Origin of the sequence: Colwellia demingiae, assembly GCF_007954275.1 — a bacterium.
Lineage (GTDB): Bacteria > Pseudomonadota > Gammaproteobacteria > Enterobacterales > Alteromonadaceae > Colwellia > Colwellia demingiae.
In genome coordinates this window covers 58,331-79,034 of the sequence record NZ_VOLT01000006.1, presented here as the reverse complement: position 1 = coordinate 79,034, position 20,704 = coordinate 58,331, and the positions used below count along the sequence as shown (strand labels likewise).

At 37.1% G+C, this 20,704-nt stretch carries 15 protein-coding genes; 14 read left to right on the top strand and 1 reads right to left on the bottom strand.

All coding sequences use genetic code 11. The features are described 5' to 3' along the window. The first annotated feature begins 56 nt into the window (after positions 1–56). From ESZ36_RS12930 to ESZ36_RS12885, 9 genes are all read left to right on the top strand, one after another. Positions 57–2,822 carry an SLBB domain-containing protein gene (locus ESZ36_RS12930; RefSeq protein WP_146788647.1) on the top strand — a complete coding sequence of 922 codons (2,766 nt, stop codon included), beginning with the start codon at positions 57–59 and terminating at the stop codon, positions 2,820–2,822. A 360-nt stretch (positions 2,823–3,182) separates the two neighbouring features. Then, a complete protein-coding gene (tviB, locus tag ESZ36_RS12920) occupies positions 3,183–4,463 on the top strand; it encodes a Vi polysaccharide biosynthesis UDP-N-acetylglucosamine C-6 dehydrogenase TviB (RefSeq protein WP_146788644.1) in 1,281 nt (426 codons plus the stop codon). Between the two features lie 95 nt (positions 4,464–4,558). Further along, complete coding sequence (locus tag ESZ36_RS12915) at positions 4,559–5,593, top strand: NAD-dependent epimerase/dehydratase family protein (protein WP_146788641.1); 1,035 nt, start codon at positions 4,559–4,561, stop codon at positions 5,591–5,593. A gap of 375 nt (positions 5,594–5,968) precedes the next feature. Continuing rightward, complete coding sequence (locus ESZ36_RS12910; protein WP_146788638.1) at positions 5,969–8,287, top strand: ABC transporter permease subunit; 2,319 nt, start codon at positions 5,969–5,971, stop codon at positions 8,285–8,287. Positions 8,288–8,473: 186 nt separating this feature from the next. Continuing rightward, complete coding sequence (gene pstA, locus ESZ36_RS12905) at positions 8,474–10,111, top strand: phosphate ABC transporter permease PstA (RefSeq protein ID WP_146788635.1); 1,638 nt, start codon at positions 8,474–8,476, stop codon at positions 10,109–10,111. A 165-nt stretch (positions 10,112–10,276) separates the two neighbouring features. Next, a complete protein-coding gene (pstB, locus tag ESZ36_RS12900; protein WP_146788632.1) occupies positions 10,277–11,116 on the top strand; it encodes a phosphate ABC transporter ATP-binding protein PstB in 840 nt (279 codons plus the stop codon). Between the two features lie 64 nt (positions 11,117–11,180). Then, on the top strand, positions 11,181–11,882 hold the full coding sequence (phoU, locus tag ESZ36_RS12895; RefSeq protein WP_146788629.1) for a phosphate signaling complex protein PhoU: 702 nt from the start codon (positions 11,181–11,183) through the stop codon (positions 11,880–11,882). Positions 11,883–12,099: 217 nt separating this feature from the next. Further along, positions 12,100–12,780, top strand: a complete 681-nt coding sequence (locus ESZ36_RS12890; protein WP_146788626.1) for a TIGR00153 family protein — start codon at positions 12,100–12,102, stop codon at positions 12,778–12,780. A 10-nt stretch (positions 12,781–12,790) separates the two neighbouring features. Further along, entirely contained in the window at positions 12,791–14,086 is a 1,296-nt protein-coding gene (locus ESZ36_RS12885; RefSeq protein WP_146788623.1) for an inorganic phosphate transporter, read from the top strand. Positions 14,087–14,217: 131 nt separating this feature from the next. Here the strand turns inward: ESZ36_RS12885 and ESZ36_RS12880 are convergent, their stop codons facing one another. Beyond that, positions 14,218–14,496, bottom strand: a complete 279-nt coding sequence (locus ESZ36_RS12880; protein WP_146788620.1) for a peptidylprolyl isomerase — start codon at positions 14,494–14,496, stop codon at positions 14,218–14,220. A gap of 427 nt (positions 14,497–14,923) precedes the next feature. Here ESZ36_RS12880 and ESZ36_RS12875 point away from each other — a divergent pair, with 427 nt between their 5' ends. From ESZ36_RS12875 to ESZ36_RS12850, 5 genes are all read left to right on the top strand, one after another. Next, positions 14,924–15,475, top strand: a complete 552-nt coding sequence (locus tag ESZ36_RS12875; protein ID WP_146788617.1) for a DUF2058 domain-containing protein — start codon at positions 14,924–14,926, stop codon at positions 15,473–15,475. A 516-nt stretch (positions 15,476–15,991) separates the two neighbouring features. After that, positions 15,992–16,360, top strand: coding sequence for a glutaredoxin family protein (locus ESZ36_RS12865; protein ID WP_146788996.1), 369 nt, complete (start codon positions 15,992–15,994; stop codon positions 16,358–16,360). A 151-nt stretch (positions 16,361–16,511) separates the two neighbouring features. After that, positions 16,512–17,528 (top strand): protein-methionine-sulfoxide reductase catalytic subunit MsrP, encoded by a 1,017-nt coding sequence (gene msrP, locus ESZ36_RS12860; RefSeq protein ID WP_146788615.1) that lies wholly within the window; start codon positions 16,512–16,514, stop codon positions 17,526–17,528. A 14-nt stretch (positions 17,529–17,542) separates the two neighbouring features. After that, positions 17,543–18,172 carry a protein-methionine-sulfoxide reductase heme-binding subunit MsrQ gene (gene msrQ, locus ESZ36_RS12855; protein WP_146788612.1) on the top strand — a complete coding sequence of 210 codons (630 nt, stop codon included), beginning with the start codon at positions 17,543–17,545 and terminating at the stop codon, positions 18,170–18,172. A gap of 121 nt (positions 18,173–18,293) precedes the next feature. Beyond that, complete coding sequence (locus ESZ36_RS12850) at positions 18,294–20,483, top strand: bacteriohemerythrin (RefSeq protein ID WP_146788609.1); 2,190 nt, start codon at positions 18,294–18,296, stop codon at positions 20,481–20,483. Positions 20,484–20,704: the final 221 nt, after the last annotated feature.

Here is a 20,704-nt window from a genome sequence, read left to right as displayed (position 1 = left end):
GGCAGGCCTTAAGTTTAAATTTATTACCGTAAGGGCTATATAGGAATTAGTGCAAAATGATAAAACCCATCAAAATTTTTTTTAGAGGCTATAAAGCTTATTCTTTAAGTTTTCCGATTGTTACTTTAATGATAGTGCTTACTTTTATTCTCGGGGGATATTCAACGCAAGCGTATGCTCAGGAAATATCGCCTCAGGAAATAGAGCAATTTAAAAAACTGCCAAAGTCACAGCAACAGGCTCTCGCTCAAACCATGGGTGTTGACTTCGCTACTTTAGAGAAGCAATTGAAGGCTTCTGGTAAAACTGGAGGTCAGTCGGCCAAAACCGAAACTTTCCCACGCGGAACTCAATTCGATGCTGAAGGTAATCCTACATCTGAAGAAGAATCAGAGGAGCTAGAAGATAGTGAAGAATTAAAACCTTTTGGTTATGATGTTTTTGCTAATTCACCACAAACTTTTGCCCCTATGATGGATATTGCTATTCCAGCAGATTATATCATTGGTCCAGGTGATAAGATCTCTATTCAAGTATTTGGTAAAGAAAAAGATGAACTTGAATTAACGGTAAACCGTGAAGGGCAAATTATTTTCCCCTCTCATGGACCTTTTACAGTCTCAGGTTTATCATTTAATGAAATGAAGCGTTTGTTGACCGCGCGTATTAAAGAAAAAGTTATTGGTGTAGATGTTGTTGTCGGTATCGCTTCTTTACGTTCTATGCGTGTTTTTGTTTTAGGTGATGCTCATAAACCAGGGCCTTATACTTTAAGTTCATTATCTAGTATTACTCACGCTATTTTTGCGGCGGGTGGCATCAGTGATATCGGTAGTTTACGTAATATCCAACTTAAACGTGCTGGTAAGTTAGTTACTACCCTTGACCTATATGACCTGTTGATTAAAGGGGATTCACGTAGCGACGTATTATTGCAATCTGGCGATGTTATTTTTATTGCACCTAAAGGCAATGCTATCAGTGTTGAAGGTGAAGTTAGACGCCCAGCTATTTATGAATTGAGTCAAAATGAAAGTTTTAACGATGTATTAGCTATGTCTGGTGGGCTTTTACCAACAGCCTTTGCTAAAACAACCCGTGTTGAACGTTATAATCAAGACTCCTTACGTACTGTGGTTGATATCGATCTAACTAACATCAATGATTTAGCTAAAAAAGCACAAGCAGGTGATGCAGTTTATGTAATGAAGGCTGCGGAGATGTTTGAGCAATCTATTACCGTTATTGGTGCGGTAACTCGCCCAGGAAAATACCAGTGGCAAGCAGGCCAGCGTATTACCGATATATTCCCTAATATTGATTCTCATTTATTACAGTCGGCTGACCTTAATTATTCTATTGTTGTGCGTGAAATCGACATCGCTCGTAATATTGAGATTCTACAGTTTGATTTAGCCAAAGCTATTTCAGCGCCAAAATCAAAGGATAATATTGTCTTACAAGGCAATGATAAGATTTTGGTTTTTGCCAATATTATTAAATTAATCGACAGTAAAATTAGTTTGGATTCTTTGGCTTTTACTCAAGATAATCTCGCCAAAAAAGAACAGCAATTAGCTAAAGAAAAGTATAAGAAAAAACAATTCTGGCTAAAGTACGGTGATAGTGAGCAAATCGATCAGCTTGATAGTGAAGAAGCTGCAGCGGCGAAATTGGTTGAACAATCTATTGCTCAGTTTAGTGGTGGTGAGTTAGAAGAAGAGCTTGACCTTAAAGAGTTAACGCTTTTCTCTCGTCAACGTCTATTGATGCCCATTATTGAAAAGTTAAAACGCCAAGGCAAGTCCGGTCAACCCATCCAATTAGTTGAAGCAGATGGCGAAGTGAAGTTTCCAGGGATATACCCGTTAGCTAAAAATGCCCGCATATCAGATTTAATTGCTGCTGCTGGTGGTTTGACTGAGTCGGCTTATGTAGTTCGTGCGGAAGTGTCTCGCAATCAAATTATTAATCATAGGGCGCAACAAACGTCCATAATGTTCAGTTTAAGTGCTGCGCTTGCTGGCGATGAAAAAGATAATGTTTTATTAAGCTCAAAAGATAGATTGAATATCCATCAAATTCCAGCTTGGAGTGAAAATAACGTTGTTGAACTTCGAGGTGAATTTGTCTTCCCTGGTAAGTATACGGTACGTCGCGGTGAGAGTTTGGCCGACTTAATAACTAAGGCCGGTGGTTTTACCAAATTTGCCCATCAAGATGGCTCTGTTTTTACGCGTGTGCAACTACGCGAAATTGAGCAACAGAACTTGTTAAAGTTGACCGCGGATTTACGTATAGAAATGGCTTCTAAATCTATGACTGATCAAAACTATTCTCAGTCTTACGCTGAAGTACAGCAAATGTTAGCTGATATGGCTAATGTACAGCCAGTTGGTCGTTTAGTTATTGATTTACCTAGGGTAGTTGATAACAAAAACTATGATGTCTTACTTGAAGGCGGCGATGTGTTGTACGTTCCTACTATGAAAAACTCAATTAATGTTGTCGGCCAAGTACAAGTTACTTCATCACATGTATACGACGTTAATTTATCGGCAGATGACTATTTAGCCCAAAGTGGTGGAAGTAAAAAGCGCGCCGATGAAGACCGAATCTATATTATTTCTGCTAATGGTAGTATTAAAATGATGGAGAGTGGCAATTGGTTTAGCAGTGATGCCGGTGATAGCTTAAAATCAGGTGATACCATCGTTGTACCACTTGATGCCGAGTATATGAACAACTTGGCATTGTGGACTAGTGTAACAGGCATAATCTACAATTCGGCAGTTGCAATTGCTGCTATCAGTGGTATTTAATTGAAACGGCAATAGGTAATGGTAAGTTTATATCATTATCTATTACTAAATATTTAAAACAGTAATTAGGGTCTGTTGATCTTTCACGGTTAAATTTTGTTCGAGATAAAAGCGTTTTAATCGCGGCGAGTAGTGTGTAGCCTAGTCATTCTAAGCAAATACTACTCAACAATGAGTAAGACGCTTTTAGCCGAATCCTTCGGACAGCGTTTGTTGGTCATTTTTACGGCGTTATCGCCTTTTTATGTGGAACAACCACATGACAAAGGTTCTGCCTTGTATAAATACCCAACAAACCGCTGCAAAAACAATCTCGAAAGTTCAACAGACCCTAATATAAATACAATAAATGGACGTAGTATGTTGCACTCATTAGAAAATGTGAAGCTAGGCATTATAGGTTTAGGTTATGTTGGTTTACCGCTAGCGGTAGAGTTTGGTAAAAAATATCCAACCTTGGGTTTTGATATCAACACCAAGCGTGTTGGGGAATTAAAACAAGGTCATGATTTTACTTTAGAAGTATCAAGTGAAGAATTAGCTGATTCTGAATTTATTTCATATTCTGCTGACGTTGACGATTTAAAAAATTGTAATATCTATATTGTCACAGTACCGACGCCTATTGATAAACACAAACAACCTGATTTAACACCACTAGTAAAAGCGAGTGCTATGCTAGCCAAAGTGATTAATAAAGGTGATATTGTCATTTATGAATCAACAGTATATCCAGGAGCAACGGAAGAAATTTGTTTGCCCGAAGTTGAGCGTCATTCTGGCTTAGTGTTTAATCAAGATTTTTATGCAGGTTATAGCCCTGAACGTATTAATCCAGGTGATAAAGAGCATCGAGTAACGAATATCTTAAAGGTAACCTCGGGCTCAACGCCACAAATTGCTGAATTCATTGATAGCTTATACAAATCAATTATTACTGCGGGTACTTATCAAGCATCAAGTATACAAGTGGCTGAAGCGGCAAAAGTTATTGAGAATACTCAGCGAGACCTAAACATTGCCTTGATCAATGAGCTTGCTGTCATTTTTAATAAACTTAATATTGATACCGAAGAAGTATTAAAAGCCGCCGGTACTAAGTGGAATTTTTTACCGTTTAGACCTGGTCTAGTTGGCGGTCACTGCATTGGGGTTGATCCTTATTATTTGACTCATAAAGCACAATCGATCGGTTATAACCCAGAAGTTATTCTTGCGGGTCGTCGTATTAATGACTCTATGGGCGAATATGTGGTTTCACAGTTAGTGAAAACTATGCTTAAAAGAAAGTTACCGGTTAATGGCGCTAACGTATTAGTGATGGGATTAACCTTTAAAGAGAATTGCCCTGATGTGCGAAATACCAAAATTGTTGATATTTTGTCTGAGTTAGCTGAATTTGATATTAATGTTGATGTATACGATCCTTGGGTTAATCCTGAAGACGCAAAACATGAATATAATGTTGATTTAATTTCAGCACCTAAGCCTAGCTTCTATGACGCGGTTATTTTTGCAGTGGCTCATGATGAGTTTAAAGCATTATCTGCAGATGAAATTAAGGCATTGATGAAAGAAGAACATGTGATTTATGATTTGAAATATATGCTAGATAAAGAGTTAGCTGATATTCGCTTATAAATTATTGGACTTTAACTCACTTAGATATACACAAAATACCCTTAGCTGAATATTCAGCTAAGGGTGTCTTTTTAAAGAAAGGACTATTTAATAAAATGACTCAATTTCAAAAGATTAAACAAGAGCTACTCAATTCACCTAAGACTTGGCTTATTACAGGTTGTGCTGGCTTTATCGGTTCAAATCTTTTAGAAACACTGCTTTTATTAAATCAGAAAGTCGTGGGTTTAGATAACTTCGCTACGGGTCATCAGCACAACTTTGATGAAGTTCAAACACAGGTTTCGGCAGAGCAATGGCAAAACTTTTATTTTGTTAAAGGTGACATTCGCCAATTGGAAGATTGTCAAACCGCATTAAGCCATTACGAAAATGGTGTCGACTACATCCTCCACCAAGCAGCGCTAGGCTCAGTGCCAAGATCAATTGCTGATCCCTTATTAACAAACTCAGCAAATATTACCGGTTTTTTGACTATGCTAACGGCAGCTAAAGAAACACAAGTTAAAAGCTTTGTTTACGCTGCATCAAGTTCTACCTATGGTGACCACCCAGCATTGCCTAAAGTCGAAGATGCTATCGGTAAGCCGTTATCTCCTTATGCAGTCACTAAATATGTAAATGAGCTTTATGCCGATGTGTTTCATAAAACCTATGGTTTGAATTGCACCGGTTTACGCTACTTTAATGTTTTTGGTAAAAGACAAGACCCAGATGGCGCTTATGCTGCAGTAATCCCTAAGTGGACAGCTGCGATGATTGCTAACGAGGAATTACTTATTAACGGTGATGGTGAAACCAGCCGTGATTTCTGTTTTGTTGAAAATGCCGTACAAGCTAATATTTTAGCCGCAACAGCAAATGATGCCGGTAAAAACCAAGTGTATAATGTTGCCCTCGGTGATAGAACTAGTTTAAACACCTTATTTAATAGTTTGAAAGTTGCCTTACAAGCAAATGGTGTTGATTATCAAAAGTCGCCTACGTATCAAGATTTTAGAGCAGGGGATGTTAGACATTCACAGGCTGATATTTCTAAAGCAAAATCTTTAATTGGCTTTGAGCCTGAGTTTAAGATTCAGCAGGGTATAGACAAAGCGATGCCTTGGTATATTAAATTCTTGAATTAAAGGCTCTAAACATTCCACGACATCGTTGCTTTTGATAGTAATAGCCAGCTATTACTCAATTAAACGTCTTGTTCTGTAAAATTTATTCTTATTACTTATGTTGAAATTGAGTTTAACCATTAATCAATTTAATGATTAATGAGCTAAACAAATAACTCCCCGTTAATTCTTAGTCGCAAGACTAGGTAATAAGAATATTCAACAAGCAGCTCTCATTTAGAGCTGCTTTTTTATTCCCCTAAAATTTATTTTCTAACCGATTTTCTGCTGTAATAAAATTGTCACATAACTGACTTATACTTCGCTCAGTTATTTTTATCATATTCTCTATATTCAATGAGCTATTTTTAGCTTGTTGATAATAAGGTTAATTAAGTGGCAAGTCTTATTAGTTCGAATCGAAGCCGTGGGGTTAAAAATTCATTGGCAAAATGGTTGATTACCCTCGGTGGTATTAGCGTTTTGTTTACCCTGGTGCTGATTTTTTTGTATTTACTTTACGTCGTAAAGCCTATTTTTGACTCTGCACAAATTGAGCCGAAGGTTAGTATTAGTCTTGACTTAACAACTAATGAAAAAGTGTTAAGTACTGGCGTTGATGAGTTACAAGAAGTGGCTTATGAAATTACAGAAACTGGTAACATTGATTTCTATCATTTAAAAGCCAGCGCACCTGAAGCAGACAACCAGTTTACTGTTGGTGATAATGCGCTTTCTATGTCTTTACTTTCAAATGAAGACTTCAATCAAGAAAAAGTGGTTAATGTAGTTAACTCTTTTTCAGCGAATAAATTACTTCATACCACCAAGGGTAAAACATTACTAATTCAGCCAAGTTTTTATGCTAAATATGCTAATGATACCCGTGAAATAATCCCTCAAGTAAATTATCCCCTCGGTCAAAGTTCATTAATAATTGATGAACAACAAACACCGCTTTCTCAATTAGCCTTTGCAATGGATGATGAAAGAATTGTTTTTGTTGCTTTTACTGAAGATAAACGTTTAATAAAAACGAGCTTTATTGCTGAAGATGATTTCAGTTCTTCTAGTGATGGAGATGATGTTGAATACGAAACTATTTTTCAACAAATTGAGCTGACTGATGATGTCATTGATGAAATAAAAGTAACACCCGATTTAAGTTTAGCCTTTATCCGAAGCGCTTCAACGGTATATGTGTATTCACTAAACGATGACGAAGAAGTCAGCCTTAAAGCAACAATTACACCGACCCTAGATAATAGCGATACTTACCTCACCTCTATGGCACTGCTTTCAGGAAGTAGTTCTGTTTTGCTTGGTGATAGTAGTGGTCGAGTTAGTCAGTGGTTTGAAGTCTCAACAGAATCAGGTCGTCAGTTTAAAGAAATTAGAACCTTTGATGCAAATGATAAAAACAGCCAAGCATCAAACGCGATAACCGCTATTTATACTGAGCAATATAGAAAGAGTTTTTACACCATGACCAATAACGGTATGGTCAATGTTTTTTATACCACCAGCTCGGCACATCTTTGGCAAGGAAAGCTTTCCTCAGCTCAACCAGAAGCGTTTGCGATAGCGCCTCGGGCTAATGGCTTGATTATTATTGGTAATGATCCTCTTGATGCTTCTAATAAAAGCTTACAAGCATTTAGTGTTCATAATGAACATCCAGAAGTTACTTGGCAAGCGCTATGGCAGGAAGTTTGGTATGAAGGCTACCCTGAGCCAGACTATATCTGGCAATCAACATCAGGCTCTGATGATTTTGAAGGTAAGTTTTCTCTAGTACCTATTTCTTTTGGTACCATTAAAGCGGCTCTATATGCGATGTTATTCGCAGTACCTGTCGCCTTAACTGCTGCAATATATACTGCCTATTTTATGACACCGGGAATGCGTAAAAAAGTTAAACCTACCATTGAAATGATGGAAGCATTACCTACCGTCATTTTAGGTTTCTTAGCGGGTTTATGGTTAGCACCGTTAATGGAAGAATATTTACCGGCAATATTTCTACTTTTTATCTTCCTACCTCTATCGACACTAATAACTGCATTTGCATGGCATAACCTACCAAATAATTGGAAAGATAAACTGCCAGAAACGTTAGCGCCACTATTACTGATACCTGTGATGATATTAGCAATTTATGCGGCATTCTCTTTATCAGGTGTACTTGAATTAGCCTTTTTTAATGGGGATATGCGTCAATACCTAACGAACGACCTTGGTATCAACTTTGATCAACGTAATGCTTTAGTTGTTGGCATTGCGATGGGTTTTGCTGTTATTCCTACCATATTTTCGATGGCTGAAGATGCAATATTCAGTGTTCCAGGCCACCTAACTAGCGGTTCATTAGCATTGGGGGCAACGCAGTGGCAAACACTTGTTAAAGTGGTGTTGCTTACGGCAAGTCCCGGTATATTCTCTGCGGTTATGATGGGGCTTGGTCGCGCGGTAGGTGAAACTATGATTGTATTGATGGCAACGGGTAATACCCCTATTTTAGATTGGAGTATCTTCCAGGGTATGAGAACGCTCGCAGCAAATATTGCCGTAGAAATGCCAGAATCTGAAGTGGGAAGTTCCCATTATCGAATCTTATTCCTGGCTGCCTTTGTGCTCTTTATCTTCACCTTTATTTTCAATACAGCAGCAGAGTTTGTCCGTCAACGATTACGAGAAAAATACAGCTCAATGTAGTAGATAATATTTTAAGTTTCAGATACATCAAACAATTTTAAGAAAAAGTAGCTATTCAGCTTTAAGCTAGATTGCTCAATTTAAAAGAAAAAGCACGGAGTTGATGACTATCAATGAGTACTTTTGATACATAAATTGGGCTATCTAGCGACAAGATAATAGTTACTTACTAATTAAGAGTTATTTATGAATAAGTGGTTTAAATCAGGTTCACCTTGGATATGGCTTTCTGCGGGTGGCGTAAGTATCAGTTTAATTTCAGTGTTAGGTCTGCTTTGGCTTATCGCATCACGCGGCTTGTCATATTTCTGGCCAAGTGAGCTATATCAATTTGAACTTACCGATCAACATGGCGCTAAAAGTGTTGTTATTGGTGAAATCTACGATAGAGAGCAAATCCCAGTAAGCCAATTAGCACATTTAAATTTGGCGCTTGATCCAGAGCAAGAAATATTAGAACGTCTGTTAATTAAAACAGGTAACCGAGAGCTGGTTAGTTTAGATTTTCGTTGGTTGTTAAGTCATAACATTCAAAAGACGCAAACACCAAAAGACTTAGTCGTTGTTGAACGTCGTACTAATGGTAATTTTTACGGTTTTATTGAAAGCGTTGTTGTTGATGGAAAAGAAGTAGATAAAAATAAGTTGTCTGAATTATTAACGCGTGTTGATAATTTTCAAGAGCAGATTGATGATTTGCAAAAGTCAGACATCGGCGCTATCAACTATCAGTTAGAGCGTTTGCGCTTAAAAACGCGTAAATATCAATTACAAGATAAGCTAACACCTGAGTTACAAGCACAAATTGACAGCGAAATAGCGACACTAAATCAAGAGTACGCATTATTGGAACAGGAATTGATGGGATATCGAGAAGAGATATCGCGTGATCATATTGTTATGCGTGCTATGGATGGTCAGTTAGTAACGATAAACTTTGAATATATCCTGAAAGTTACTTTTAATAATCAACTGAATATTATCGAGAAAACAGGTTTATTCTTTAGTCACATAGCATCCTTTCTAATAGAAGACCCTCGTGAAGCTAATACAGAGGGTGGTGTATTTCCAGCTATTTTTGGTACCGTGCTTATGGTGTTATTAATGACGGTCATCGTGTCACCCTTTGGTGTCATCGCAGCTATTTATTTACATGAATATGCAGGTAAAAATGCTTTTACCAAGTTGTTACGTATTGCTGTTATCAATTTAGCTGGCGTGCCATCTATTGTTTATGGGGTCTTTGGTTTAGGCTTTTTTGTCTATATGGTTGGTGGTTCACTCGACCAATTGTTTTATTCTGAAAATTTACCCAGTCCTACCTTTGGTACACCAGGTGTTTTATGGTCAGCGTTAACACTGGCAATATTAACTTTACCGGTAGTTATTGTTTCAACAGAAGAAGGCTTATCACGCATTCCTTCGGCGATGCGCCATGGTTCACTAGCGTTAGGTGCAACCAAGGCCGAAACGTTGTGGCGAATCATTTTACCTATTGCTAGCCCAGCTATTATGACGGGTATTATTTTAGCAATTGCCAGAGCTGCAGGCGAAGTAGCTCCATTAATGTTGGTAGGTGTGGTTAAAATGGCGCCTAATTTACCTTTGGATGGCAATTTCCCCTTCTTACATTTAGATAGAAAGTTCATGCATTTAGGCTTTCATATTTATGATGTCGGTTTCCAAAGTCCAAATGTTGAAGCGGCAAGACCTCTGGTTTATGCAACAGCTTTACTCTTGGTAAGCATTATTGTTGCTTTGAATATGACCGCCGTTTCAATCCGTAATAAATTACGTGAAAGATATAAGATGTTAGAGCATTAGTTTGCTCATATAGCAATTAGTAATGAGTAACTTGAAGTTACTCATTACACTTAGTAATTTAAAATTAGTAAGTATTCATTAATAAATAATGATTAATAATTTTAAATTCATAACGATCAATTAGTAAATAACGATTAATGAAAAGTAATTAGAGAAACACCTATTATGATTTCTATTAGCCCAAAAGCGTTAGCGACTGGCTCAGATACAACAATTGAAAAAAAGTTAGATTTAACTAATTTAACCCCAGAACAAGTTGCCTTGGATATTAATAAATTAAATTTATTTTATGGTAAAAAACAAGCGCTAAATAATATTACTATGTCTATTCCTAAGGGGCAGGTAACAGCATTCATTGGACCAAGTGGTTGTGGTAAATCAACGTTATTACGCTCTATTAACCGTATGAATGATTTAGTTGATAATTGCCATATAAGTGGCGAGATAAACCTTCATGGCAGTAACATCTATGATAAACATGTTGATGTTGCAGAGCTAAGACGTAAAGTCGGCATGGTATTTCAACGACCAAATCCTTTTCCTAAAACCATTTATGAAAATGTTGTTTATGGTTTACGTATTATGGGCGAAAACAACCGAAGAAGGCTTGATGAGGCTGCTGAGCAATCCTTACGTAGTGCGGCGCTTTGGAATGAAGTAAAAGACAGGCTGCACGAGAGTGCCTTAGGTCTATCGGGTGGTCAGCAACAACGTTTAGTTATTGCTCGTGCTATTGCTATTCAACCTGAGGTTTTATTGCTTGATGAACCGACTTCTGCACTTGATCCTATTTCAACCTTGACCATTGAAGAGTTAATCAATGATCTTAAAAAGCAATTTACCGTGGTAATTGTTACGCATAATATGCAACAAGCGGCACGTGTATCAGATCAAACAGCATTTATGTATATGGGTGATTTAATAGAGTACAGTGATACCAATACTTTGTTCACCACGCCGCTTAAAAAGAAAACTGAAGATTATATTACTGGCCGTTACGGTTAACCGTAATGAGTAAATAGCTATTAATTAAATAATATCAAAGCATATACCTATTAAAGGACATCCCATGGATAATTTACAAATTGGTCGTCATATTTCTGGCCAGTTCAATGAAGATTTAGAACGCGTCATCAATAATGTTATGCAAATGGGCGGTTTAGTTGAGAAACAATTAACAGATGCACTTGCTTCTGTTGAGCAATCAGATGTCGCTTTGGCAAAACAAGTCTTAACTAACGACTATCAAGTTAATGCTTATGAAGTCAGTATTGATGATGAATGTACGCGTATTATTGCTAAGCGCCAACCAGCAGCAGGCGACTTACGCTTGATCATGGCCGTTGTAAAAACGATTGCTGACTTGGAGAGAATAGGTGATGAGGCAGAGAAAATTGCTAAAGTAGCCTTAGAAAGCTTTTCTTCATCACAGCAAGATTTACTGGTTAATCTCGATAATCTAGGTCGACGAGTACTCGAATTTTTACAGGCTAGTCTTGATGCTTTCACTCGAATGGATTGTGAAACTGCGATTAAAATTCACCAAATGGATGACAAAATAAACCGTGAATATGAAGCGCTTATGCGTCAATTGATGACCTATATGATGGAAGACCCACGTTCAATTCCGCAAGTTATGACGGTTATTTGGTCAGCACGTGCACTCGAACGTATTGGTGACCGTTGTCAAAACATCTGTGAATACATTATTTACTTTGTTAAAGGTAAGGTTGTACGTCATACCACAGCAGAAGATATGAAAAAGTTATAACTCACTTGCATGTAATGTGAGTAATTAAAATTATAATAAATTCAATTAATTAACTATGCACTATACTAGTGTTTAGCAAAAAATAAATTACACTATTGCGCTTACTTAATAAAGGCATGCGTTTAAGCTGATATTAGCATTTAACATTAGAAGTTAAATGGGGTACTATCCGCGGCGAATAGCAATGACGAGAGTTAGACTGACTGGAAACACAATTATGGCTAAAAATTCAATCTTAGGTGTATTTGCAAAATCACCGATAAAACCGTTAGTAAAACATATTCAAATAGTTGTTAAATGTAGTAAACAACTAATCCCATTTTTTGAAGCATGTACTGCACAAGACTGGAGTGATGCGGCTAAAGTTCGTCGTAAACTCTCAAAATTAGAGCAAGATGCTGACGCCTTAAAACGTCAATTACGTCTAGAACTTCCGGGTGGCTTATTTATGCCAGTTGATAGAGCTGACTTACTTGAACTAGTTTCTCAACAAGACAAAATAGCGAACAAAGCAAAAGACATCGCTGGTCGTGTTCTTGGACGAAAACTTGAAATACCTGTTACCTTACAAGCGGAATTCTCTATTTATCTAGCGCGTTGCATTGATGCTACCGAAAAAGCAGCTGAAGCGATTAATGAATTAGATGACTTATTAGAAACAGGCTTTCGTGGACGTGAAGTGGTATTGGTAGAAAAAATGATCAGCCAGTTAGATGCTATCGAAGATGATACAGATGACTTGCAAGTTATTTTGCGTAAAAACTTATTAGCGATTGAAAAGGATTTGAATCCAGTTGATGTAATGTTCTTATATCAAATTATTGATTGGGTTGGTGATTTAGCCGACCTTGCTGAATGTGTAGGTGCACGTTTAGAAATTCTTCTCGCTAGAAAATAGGGTTTATCTGATGGAAATTATACTTAACTCAGGCGGCACTTTTGTAATTCTTGCCGCTGTTGTTGGCTTCTTCATGGCATGGGGCATTGGTGCCAATGATGTAGCGAATGCAATGGGAACCTCTGTTGGCTCAAAAGCATTAACGATTAAACAAGCCATTATTATTGCTATGGTGTTTGAATTTGCCGGCGCTTATCTTGCCGGTGGTGAAGTAACGTCAACTATTCGTAAAGGCATTATTGATGCTAGTTACTTTATCGATAGCCCAGAACTACTAGTTTACGGCATGATTTCAGCATTATTTGCTGCTGCTACTTGGTTACTTATTGCTTCTGCATTAGGTTGGCCGGTATCGACTACACACTCAATTGTTGGTGCCATTGTTGGTTTTGCTGCGGTAGGTGTTAGTGCTGATGCAGTTGAATGGGGCAAGGTAGTTGGCATCGTTGGTAGCTGGATTATCACACCACTAATATCAGGGATTATCGCCTTTATTATCTTTAACAGTGCGCAAAAGCTTATTTTTGATACGGATAAACCACTGCAACAAGCTAAGCGTTGGGTTCCTGCTTATATGTTCCTTGCTGGTTTTGTATTATCACTGGTTACTATCAAAAAAGGTCTTAAGCACATCGGCCTAGAAAACGTCGATTTAGGCTTTGTTAACTTTGAAATCAAAGGCGCTGGCGGTTTCTATTTGGCAACTATTGTTGCAGTTATCGTTGCTATTATTGGTAAATTCTTTATTAGCCGCTTAAAGTTTGATGAAAACCTTGCTAAAGAAGCACACTACGTTAATGTTGAAAAAGTATTCGCAATATTGATGATTGTTACTGCGTGTGCAATGGCATTTGCTCATGGTTCAAATGATGTTGCCAATGCTATTGGTCCATTAGCTGCCGTGGTTAGTATTGTTGAACAAGATGGAGAGATTGCTGCTAAATCCGCAATTGCTTGGTGGATATTACCACTATGTGGTTTTGGTATTGTTGCCGGTCTTGCCTTGTTTGGTCATAAAGTTATTGCAACTATTGGCCAAGGTATTACACATTTAACGCCAAGTCGTGGTTTCGCTGCTGAATTAGCCGCTGCCAGTACTGTTGTTATTGCTTCAGGTGCTGGATTACCTATCTCAACCACACAGACTCTTGTTGGTGCTGTGTTAGGTGTAGGTATGGCACGTGGTATCGCAGCTATTAATTTAGGTGTTGTACGTAACATTGTTGTTTCTTGGGTTATAACCTTACCTGTTGGTGCTGGTTTATCTATTGTCTTCTTCTGGATTATGCAGGCAACATTTAGTTAATCACTTATTCCTGATAAACAGAGTCAAAAAAGCCGCAACTTGTTGCGGCTTTTTTATTTTCTTTATTTAATCACGACACCTAAAATACCTTGATTAAATAGTTACCTATTTAACTCTTTAGCTAACTAGATTTAGCTACGTGCAGTAACTTCTAATAAGTGGTAACCAAACTGAGTTTGTACAGGGCCTTGTACTGTATTTAAAGGAGCTGAAAAAACAACTTTATCAAATTCAGGAACCATTTGACCTGGGCCAAAGCTACCTAAATCACCACCTTGGGCATTTGATGGGCAGTTCGAATGTTCTTTAGCCACTTCAGCAAAGTCTTTACCTGCTTCAATTTCTGCTTTTAAGGCTAAACATTTTTCTTCTGTATCCACTAAAAGGTGGCGTGCACTTGCTTGAGACATACTTCTTTCCTATTTCTGTATTATGAAATTATAACTATTTTAAAATATTTATAATTGAGCAAAGCTACATTAACGCATTTAATTAATAATTGAAAGTCAGGTAAATATAAGTAATTTATTAGCCCTTGAATTCATTGAACTATTAGCTTTAAGGAAAGCATGTTTGAAATGGCTTAACCTATTGTAAAGTCCTTGTGCCATGGTTTTCGTACTTTAAAAGAACGACAGCTATAAGTAAGTAAAAGATTAACTTTAGCGGTAAGAGTAGCGTACCCGTATTAATCATGAGGATGAATTGTCCTTACGTTAACTATTGCTATTGTAGATTCGCACTTCAACTTAAATATAGGTAGAATAGTGGCAATTTTTGATTCACCTATTGTACTGATACTGTGTTCATATCGTACTAAAGCCGTAAGGATTACCGATGGCCTCCCTTCAAGATCAATTGCTCAAAGCAGGATTAACCACTAAACAAAAAACGCGTCAGGCTAATTCTGATAAACGTAAGAAAAATAAACAGCAACGCAGCGGTGTTGAGCATGGTGCTAGCCTGCAAGAGCAAGTAAAGCAAGATTTAGCGCTATCAAAAGCTGATAAGCTTGCTAAGGATACAGCGCTTAATGATGCAAAAAATATTGAGATTGCTAATAAAGAACAACAATTACGTATCAAGCAAATTCTTGAGCATCACCAACTAACAGGTGTGAGAGGGGAAAGTGAATATAATTACACTTTCGATAATAAAGTTAAAAAATTAGCGTTAGATAGCAAAACGCATAAAGCGTTAGTAAATGGTCGTTTGGCACTGTGTGGTTTGAATGAAACGACCTATCTTGTCACCAGTGAAACGGCAGAAAAAGTAGCCGAGCTTGATAAAAATATCATACTTGTTCAGAACGATAAAGTTGACGCTGAAGAAACCGATGAAAATGATCCGTACGCTTATTATCAAATTCCAGATGATTTGATGTGGTAGAGGGAATTGAGGACAGCACTTTATCTATACCCGTTCCACTTGAAGATGCATGATTCAGCTGGAATTAGAAGCGCCTTTTGGCAAGGCATTGATTGAAGAGAATAGTTATTCTATTGTCGAAATCAATAACGTGGCATAAAGCGTTTATAAACCAGCCCTTCGGGGAAACCTGAGTAAACCATATTCGTCGTTACATTTGTTTTTAAGGGCGCTACATGGATGTAGCTTTTTAGAGAATGCAGGAGCATATTCTCCTGAATAACCCTTCATAAAAAATGTGCCTTGATTATGATTCCCTCAGATTTCCTGAAATGAGCATTTTCAAGTGGAGCGGGTATAAAGAGTTTTCCTTGGTTAACAACGGGCGGATAAATGTTCGTTGAATGTGTTAGAATGCTGCAAAATTAGGTGTCGAGCACACCAATAAAACTAACCCTATTACAATGGCTAGCATAAACAATATGTTAGCTTTTTTTAGATTTATTTGATTTACAAGAGTTGTTATTTATTATGTTGATGAAAGCTATCCGTTGGCCAATAGGTCAATTAATTTTATTACTAAACCTTACTTTTTCACCACGATCGCCAAAGCGTGCCGCAGACGAGCAAGCCAAAATTGACGATAAAACGCGCACACTAAGTTTGTATCAATTACCATCATGCCCATTTTGTGTGAAGGTTCGACGTACTATGAAGCGTGAAGGTTTGCAAATTGAGCTGCGTAATATTAATGGTAAAAATGACTACAGTGAAGAGCTTATTCGTGAAGGCGGTAAACGTAAAGTACCTTGTTTACGTATTGAAAAAGAAGATGGCCAAGTTCAATGGTTATATGAGTCAAGTGATGTAGTTAGCCACTTGCAAGGGTTAACTAAGGCTGCCTAACCCTAATTATTTTTATACTCACTAATATTTGATTAAAATGTTAGTGAGTGTTGATCTCTCTGGCTAATTATAAAGTTATTATTGAAATTATTTATCATAAAAATGTGTCTATTAGGTTAATCACCTGTTTAGAAAACTAGTAGGACCTTTTATGTTGATAAAAACCCCATCTAAATCCGCTCTAAAAACATCCGACATTACTGATGAATCAGTCTATATACAACGCCGTAAACTTATTAAAAGTATGGGGTTTCTCGGTGCTGGTGCTTTATTAGGCTCAGCAATATCTAAAACAGCCAGTGCTGGTTTTTTTGATAGTAAAGATGCTGATTCAGGCAGTTTTAAAACAACGCCATTAAAGTTTACTTCGGATAAAGATAACCTTTCTTTAATTAAAACTCCGGAACAAAAAGTTATTAGCCACAATAATTTTTATGAATTTGGCGCTAAAAAAAATCAACCCGCTGAATTATCTCAAAATTTTAAAGTGAATCCTTGGCAGCTAACTATTTCAGGTGAATGCGATAACCCCATTACGTTAGATTATGATGATTTAACGACACTATTTGCCCTAGAAGAACGCATTTACCGACTTCGTTGTGTTGAAGCTTGGTCTATGGTGGTCCCTTGGATTGGTTTTTCTTTAGCTGACTTATTAAAAAAAGTCGCGCCAAACTCATCGGCTAAATACGTGCTTTTTGAAACACTCCATGATCCTGAGCAAATGCCAGGTCAAAGTGATAGACGCCTAGGTGGCGGTATTGCTTACCCTTATGTGGAAGGACTACGTATCGACGAAGCGATGAATCCACTGACTTTAATGAGTGTCGGTTTATATGGTAAAACTTTACCTCCACAAAATGGTGCGCCAATTCGCTTAGTTGTGCCTTGGAAGTACGGTTTTAAGAGTATTAAATCGATTGTGTCAATTAAGTTGGTACGTGAAAAACCTCAAACAACGTGGAATAAACTCGCAGCTAACGAATATGGTTTTTATGCCAATGTAAACCCAGCGCATGATCATCCAAGATGGAGTCAAGCCAGCGAAAGGCGGATAACCTCTGGCGGCTTGTTTGCTCGAAACCGTATTGAGACCTTACCTTTTAATGGCTATGGTGAACAGGTAGCGCATATGTATAAAAATATGAATTTAAGTAAGTATTATTAGGACTTTGTTGTTATATGGTTTTCACTACATCGCATAAAGTTTTGCTATTAAAAGTCGTTATTCATTTGGCGGCTTTCTTACCATTACTTAACCTATACTATCTTGCTTTTAATGATCAGCTTGGCGCTGATCCCGTGCAGGAAGTCATTCATTTTACCGGTATTGGTGCTTTTAACTTGTTATTAGTAACCTTGACTGTATCACCTATTGCCAAAAGATTTAAACAGGGCTATTTATTACAGGTAAGACGTTTACTCGGTTTATATACTTTCAGTTATGCGTTCATGCATTTACTTAACTTTTTGGTTTTTGATTTACAGCTTGCTTGGTCTTTATTTTTTAACGAAGTTGTTAAACGGCCATACATTACTATTGGGATGATTGCTTTTGTTTTATTAACAGCGCTTGCTATTACTTCCCTTGATCGAATTAAACGGAAAATGGGTAAATCATGGCAAAGTTTGCATAATTACAGTTATTTTATTGCCATTTTAGTGTCAGTACACTTTTATTGGTCGGTTAAATCAGAGATTATTTCACCATTATTCTACATGGTGTTAACGGTTGCCTTATTAGCATTTCGCTATAAAAAAATTAAAACTTTGATCCTGTCTATATTTGTTAAAAATATAAGGTCAAAATAGCTCTTTTTACATTGGTATAACATTGCTTTTTTCTATAATCTACCCGTCCTAATCGGATGATAAATATACAAGCTAATGTTTCACTAAAGTGAAGTGTAATTAAAGGGAAGTTTAAGATTTTATGGCAGAGCTAGTTTGGGACGAGGGAATGAGTGTCGGCATTGATAGCCTAGATAACGACCATAAAAAGCTCATTGCCATTTTAGCGCAATTGATGTCTGCCAAAAATGAAAAACTTGGACAGGACGATATTGATGTTATTTTTGAAAGACTTGAAGGTTATTGTCAATCACACTTTGCTCGAGAAGAGGCCTTTTTAACTAAAATCGATTATAAGGAGCTTGATGCCCATAAATTGAGTCACCAAGCATTTATTAAGAAAATACCACAGTTAAAAGAACAGTGGTTTGCCAAGGTTACAGAATCTGAGGCAGTAAAAGATAAAATTATCTTATTTTTACAACAATGGTTAATAAAGCACATTTTAGAAGAAGATCTAGACTATGTACCCGCCATACACTGCTTTCAAGAGTTTAGTCGTTATCAAAAAGATAAAAAGGCTAAACATCCCTGGTTAAGATTTTTTTCAGTAAAATTGTCTCACTGCCTTATTTTAAGCCATCGCGTTCTAATCACAACACTGCTCCCTGTTGCGACAGTGCTGTTACTGTGTTCATTTATTCTTCAAGACAATTATCAACGCTATGACAATATCTCTAAGGTATTAGGTCTTAATGCTGTTATTGAACAAGTGAATGGTATTAGTCACTCATTGCAAGCCGAGCGAGGTTTGTCTACCGGTTACACCAGTTCAAACTATAGACGTTTTGCTGAACAACTAAGACAACGCCGAAAAAATACAGATGCTAAAATCCAATATTTTTTATGGTTACTCGATCAGTCCGCCAACCAAGAAGTGAAAATAAGTGTCCGTCGCTATATGACTAATTTTCAAGAAGTAGTAGCGAATTTGTCGCGTCACCGAATGCATTTAGACCAGAAGATCGTAAGTTTTGAAGAAACGTATCATGCTTATACTCAATTAATTGGGCAGCTTTTATCGGTATCGGACCATTTAGTTCATATAGAAATAGGCTCAAGTCACGCCAATGATATTTCAGCCATTAATGCCATATTACGTTATAAGGAATTTATGGGGCAAATCCGTGCTATTGGTATGAAAATGGATGAAAGTCATCAAGAAAATATTTATGAAAATGTCGGTGTTAGTTTATTGGTAGGTAAACAATTAAATACCTTACGCATATTTGAAAATTCAGCTAACGCAGCTCAAAAAGCGATTTGTGGAAGCTATTGTGATGCTATTGCTCAGCGTCAATATTTAGAATCTTTTTATCTAGAAACAATGCAGTTTAACGATAAAAGTGTCAGAGCCGCAAGATGGTTCAAGGTGATGTCAACAAAAGTCGATAATTTAAATAGTGTGGTTGAAAGGCTTATCAGCGAATTTGATGAACAAATATACATTGAAAGTCAGCAGTTGAAAAAAGAAGGTTATTTGATCATTCTTGCCATGTTGATATTTTTGTTGGCGGCTATATTCTTTGCGTTAGTGCTTAACTACAGCATTATTAGCCCAGTAAGAAAGCTCACCTACGCATTAAATGATATGTCTGAAGGACAGAATAACATTCACTTTAATCATATTGATAGCAAAGATGAAATTGGCTCTATGCAATTAGCTTTTGAAAAGCTTCGCCGTAAATTACTTCAAGGTGATGTTTATAAAGCTACGGTTAGTCAGCAGCAAAAAGAGATTAAATATCGAAAGTCTCAGCAGGATCATTTTCAACAACTAGCGTTGACTGATGCCTTAACAGGTGCGGTTAATCGTCACCATTTTAACGAGGTGCTTGATCAAGAAATAGCTCATGTTAATAGTCATGGCAGCCCACTATCTATTATGCTGTTAGATATCGATCACTTCAAAAGTGTCAATGACCGCTATGGTCATGGTGTCGGAGATGAGGTCTTGGTAATGTTCTATCAAACTTGTGTTGAAGCAGTCCGTAGTAGTGATGTTGTTGCCCGTATTGGCGGAGAAGAGTTTGTGATTATTATGCCAAATACTCAGTTGGTCAATGCACAAAAATTTGCTGAACGTTTACGTCAAAAAATAGCTAAACTTGAAATAAATATTGCTAACAAACAAATATCTGTAACGGTCAGTATTGGGGTAAGTCAGTGGCAAAGTGAATATTTTACCAATGCTGAAACGTTTGTCGCCCATGCGGACAAATCTCTCTATCAAGCTAAAAATAGTGGAAGAAATAAGGTTGTAGCTGCTTAACAGTGACTTTCAAATGATAATGTTGTAAATAAACGTAGATAAGTGACTACTTATCGTCATTACCTTGTTGTTTTATCAAAATAAATTTATGGTGTTAAGCATTATTTTTCGTTACAGGAATAACAATGCTTAAAACGTCATTACCGCGTAATTTAGTTACCTCAGATTCAAACAATAAGTCCATTCAAAAAACTATCAGTCAGCTTATTAGTCAATTTATG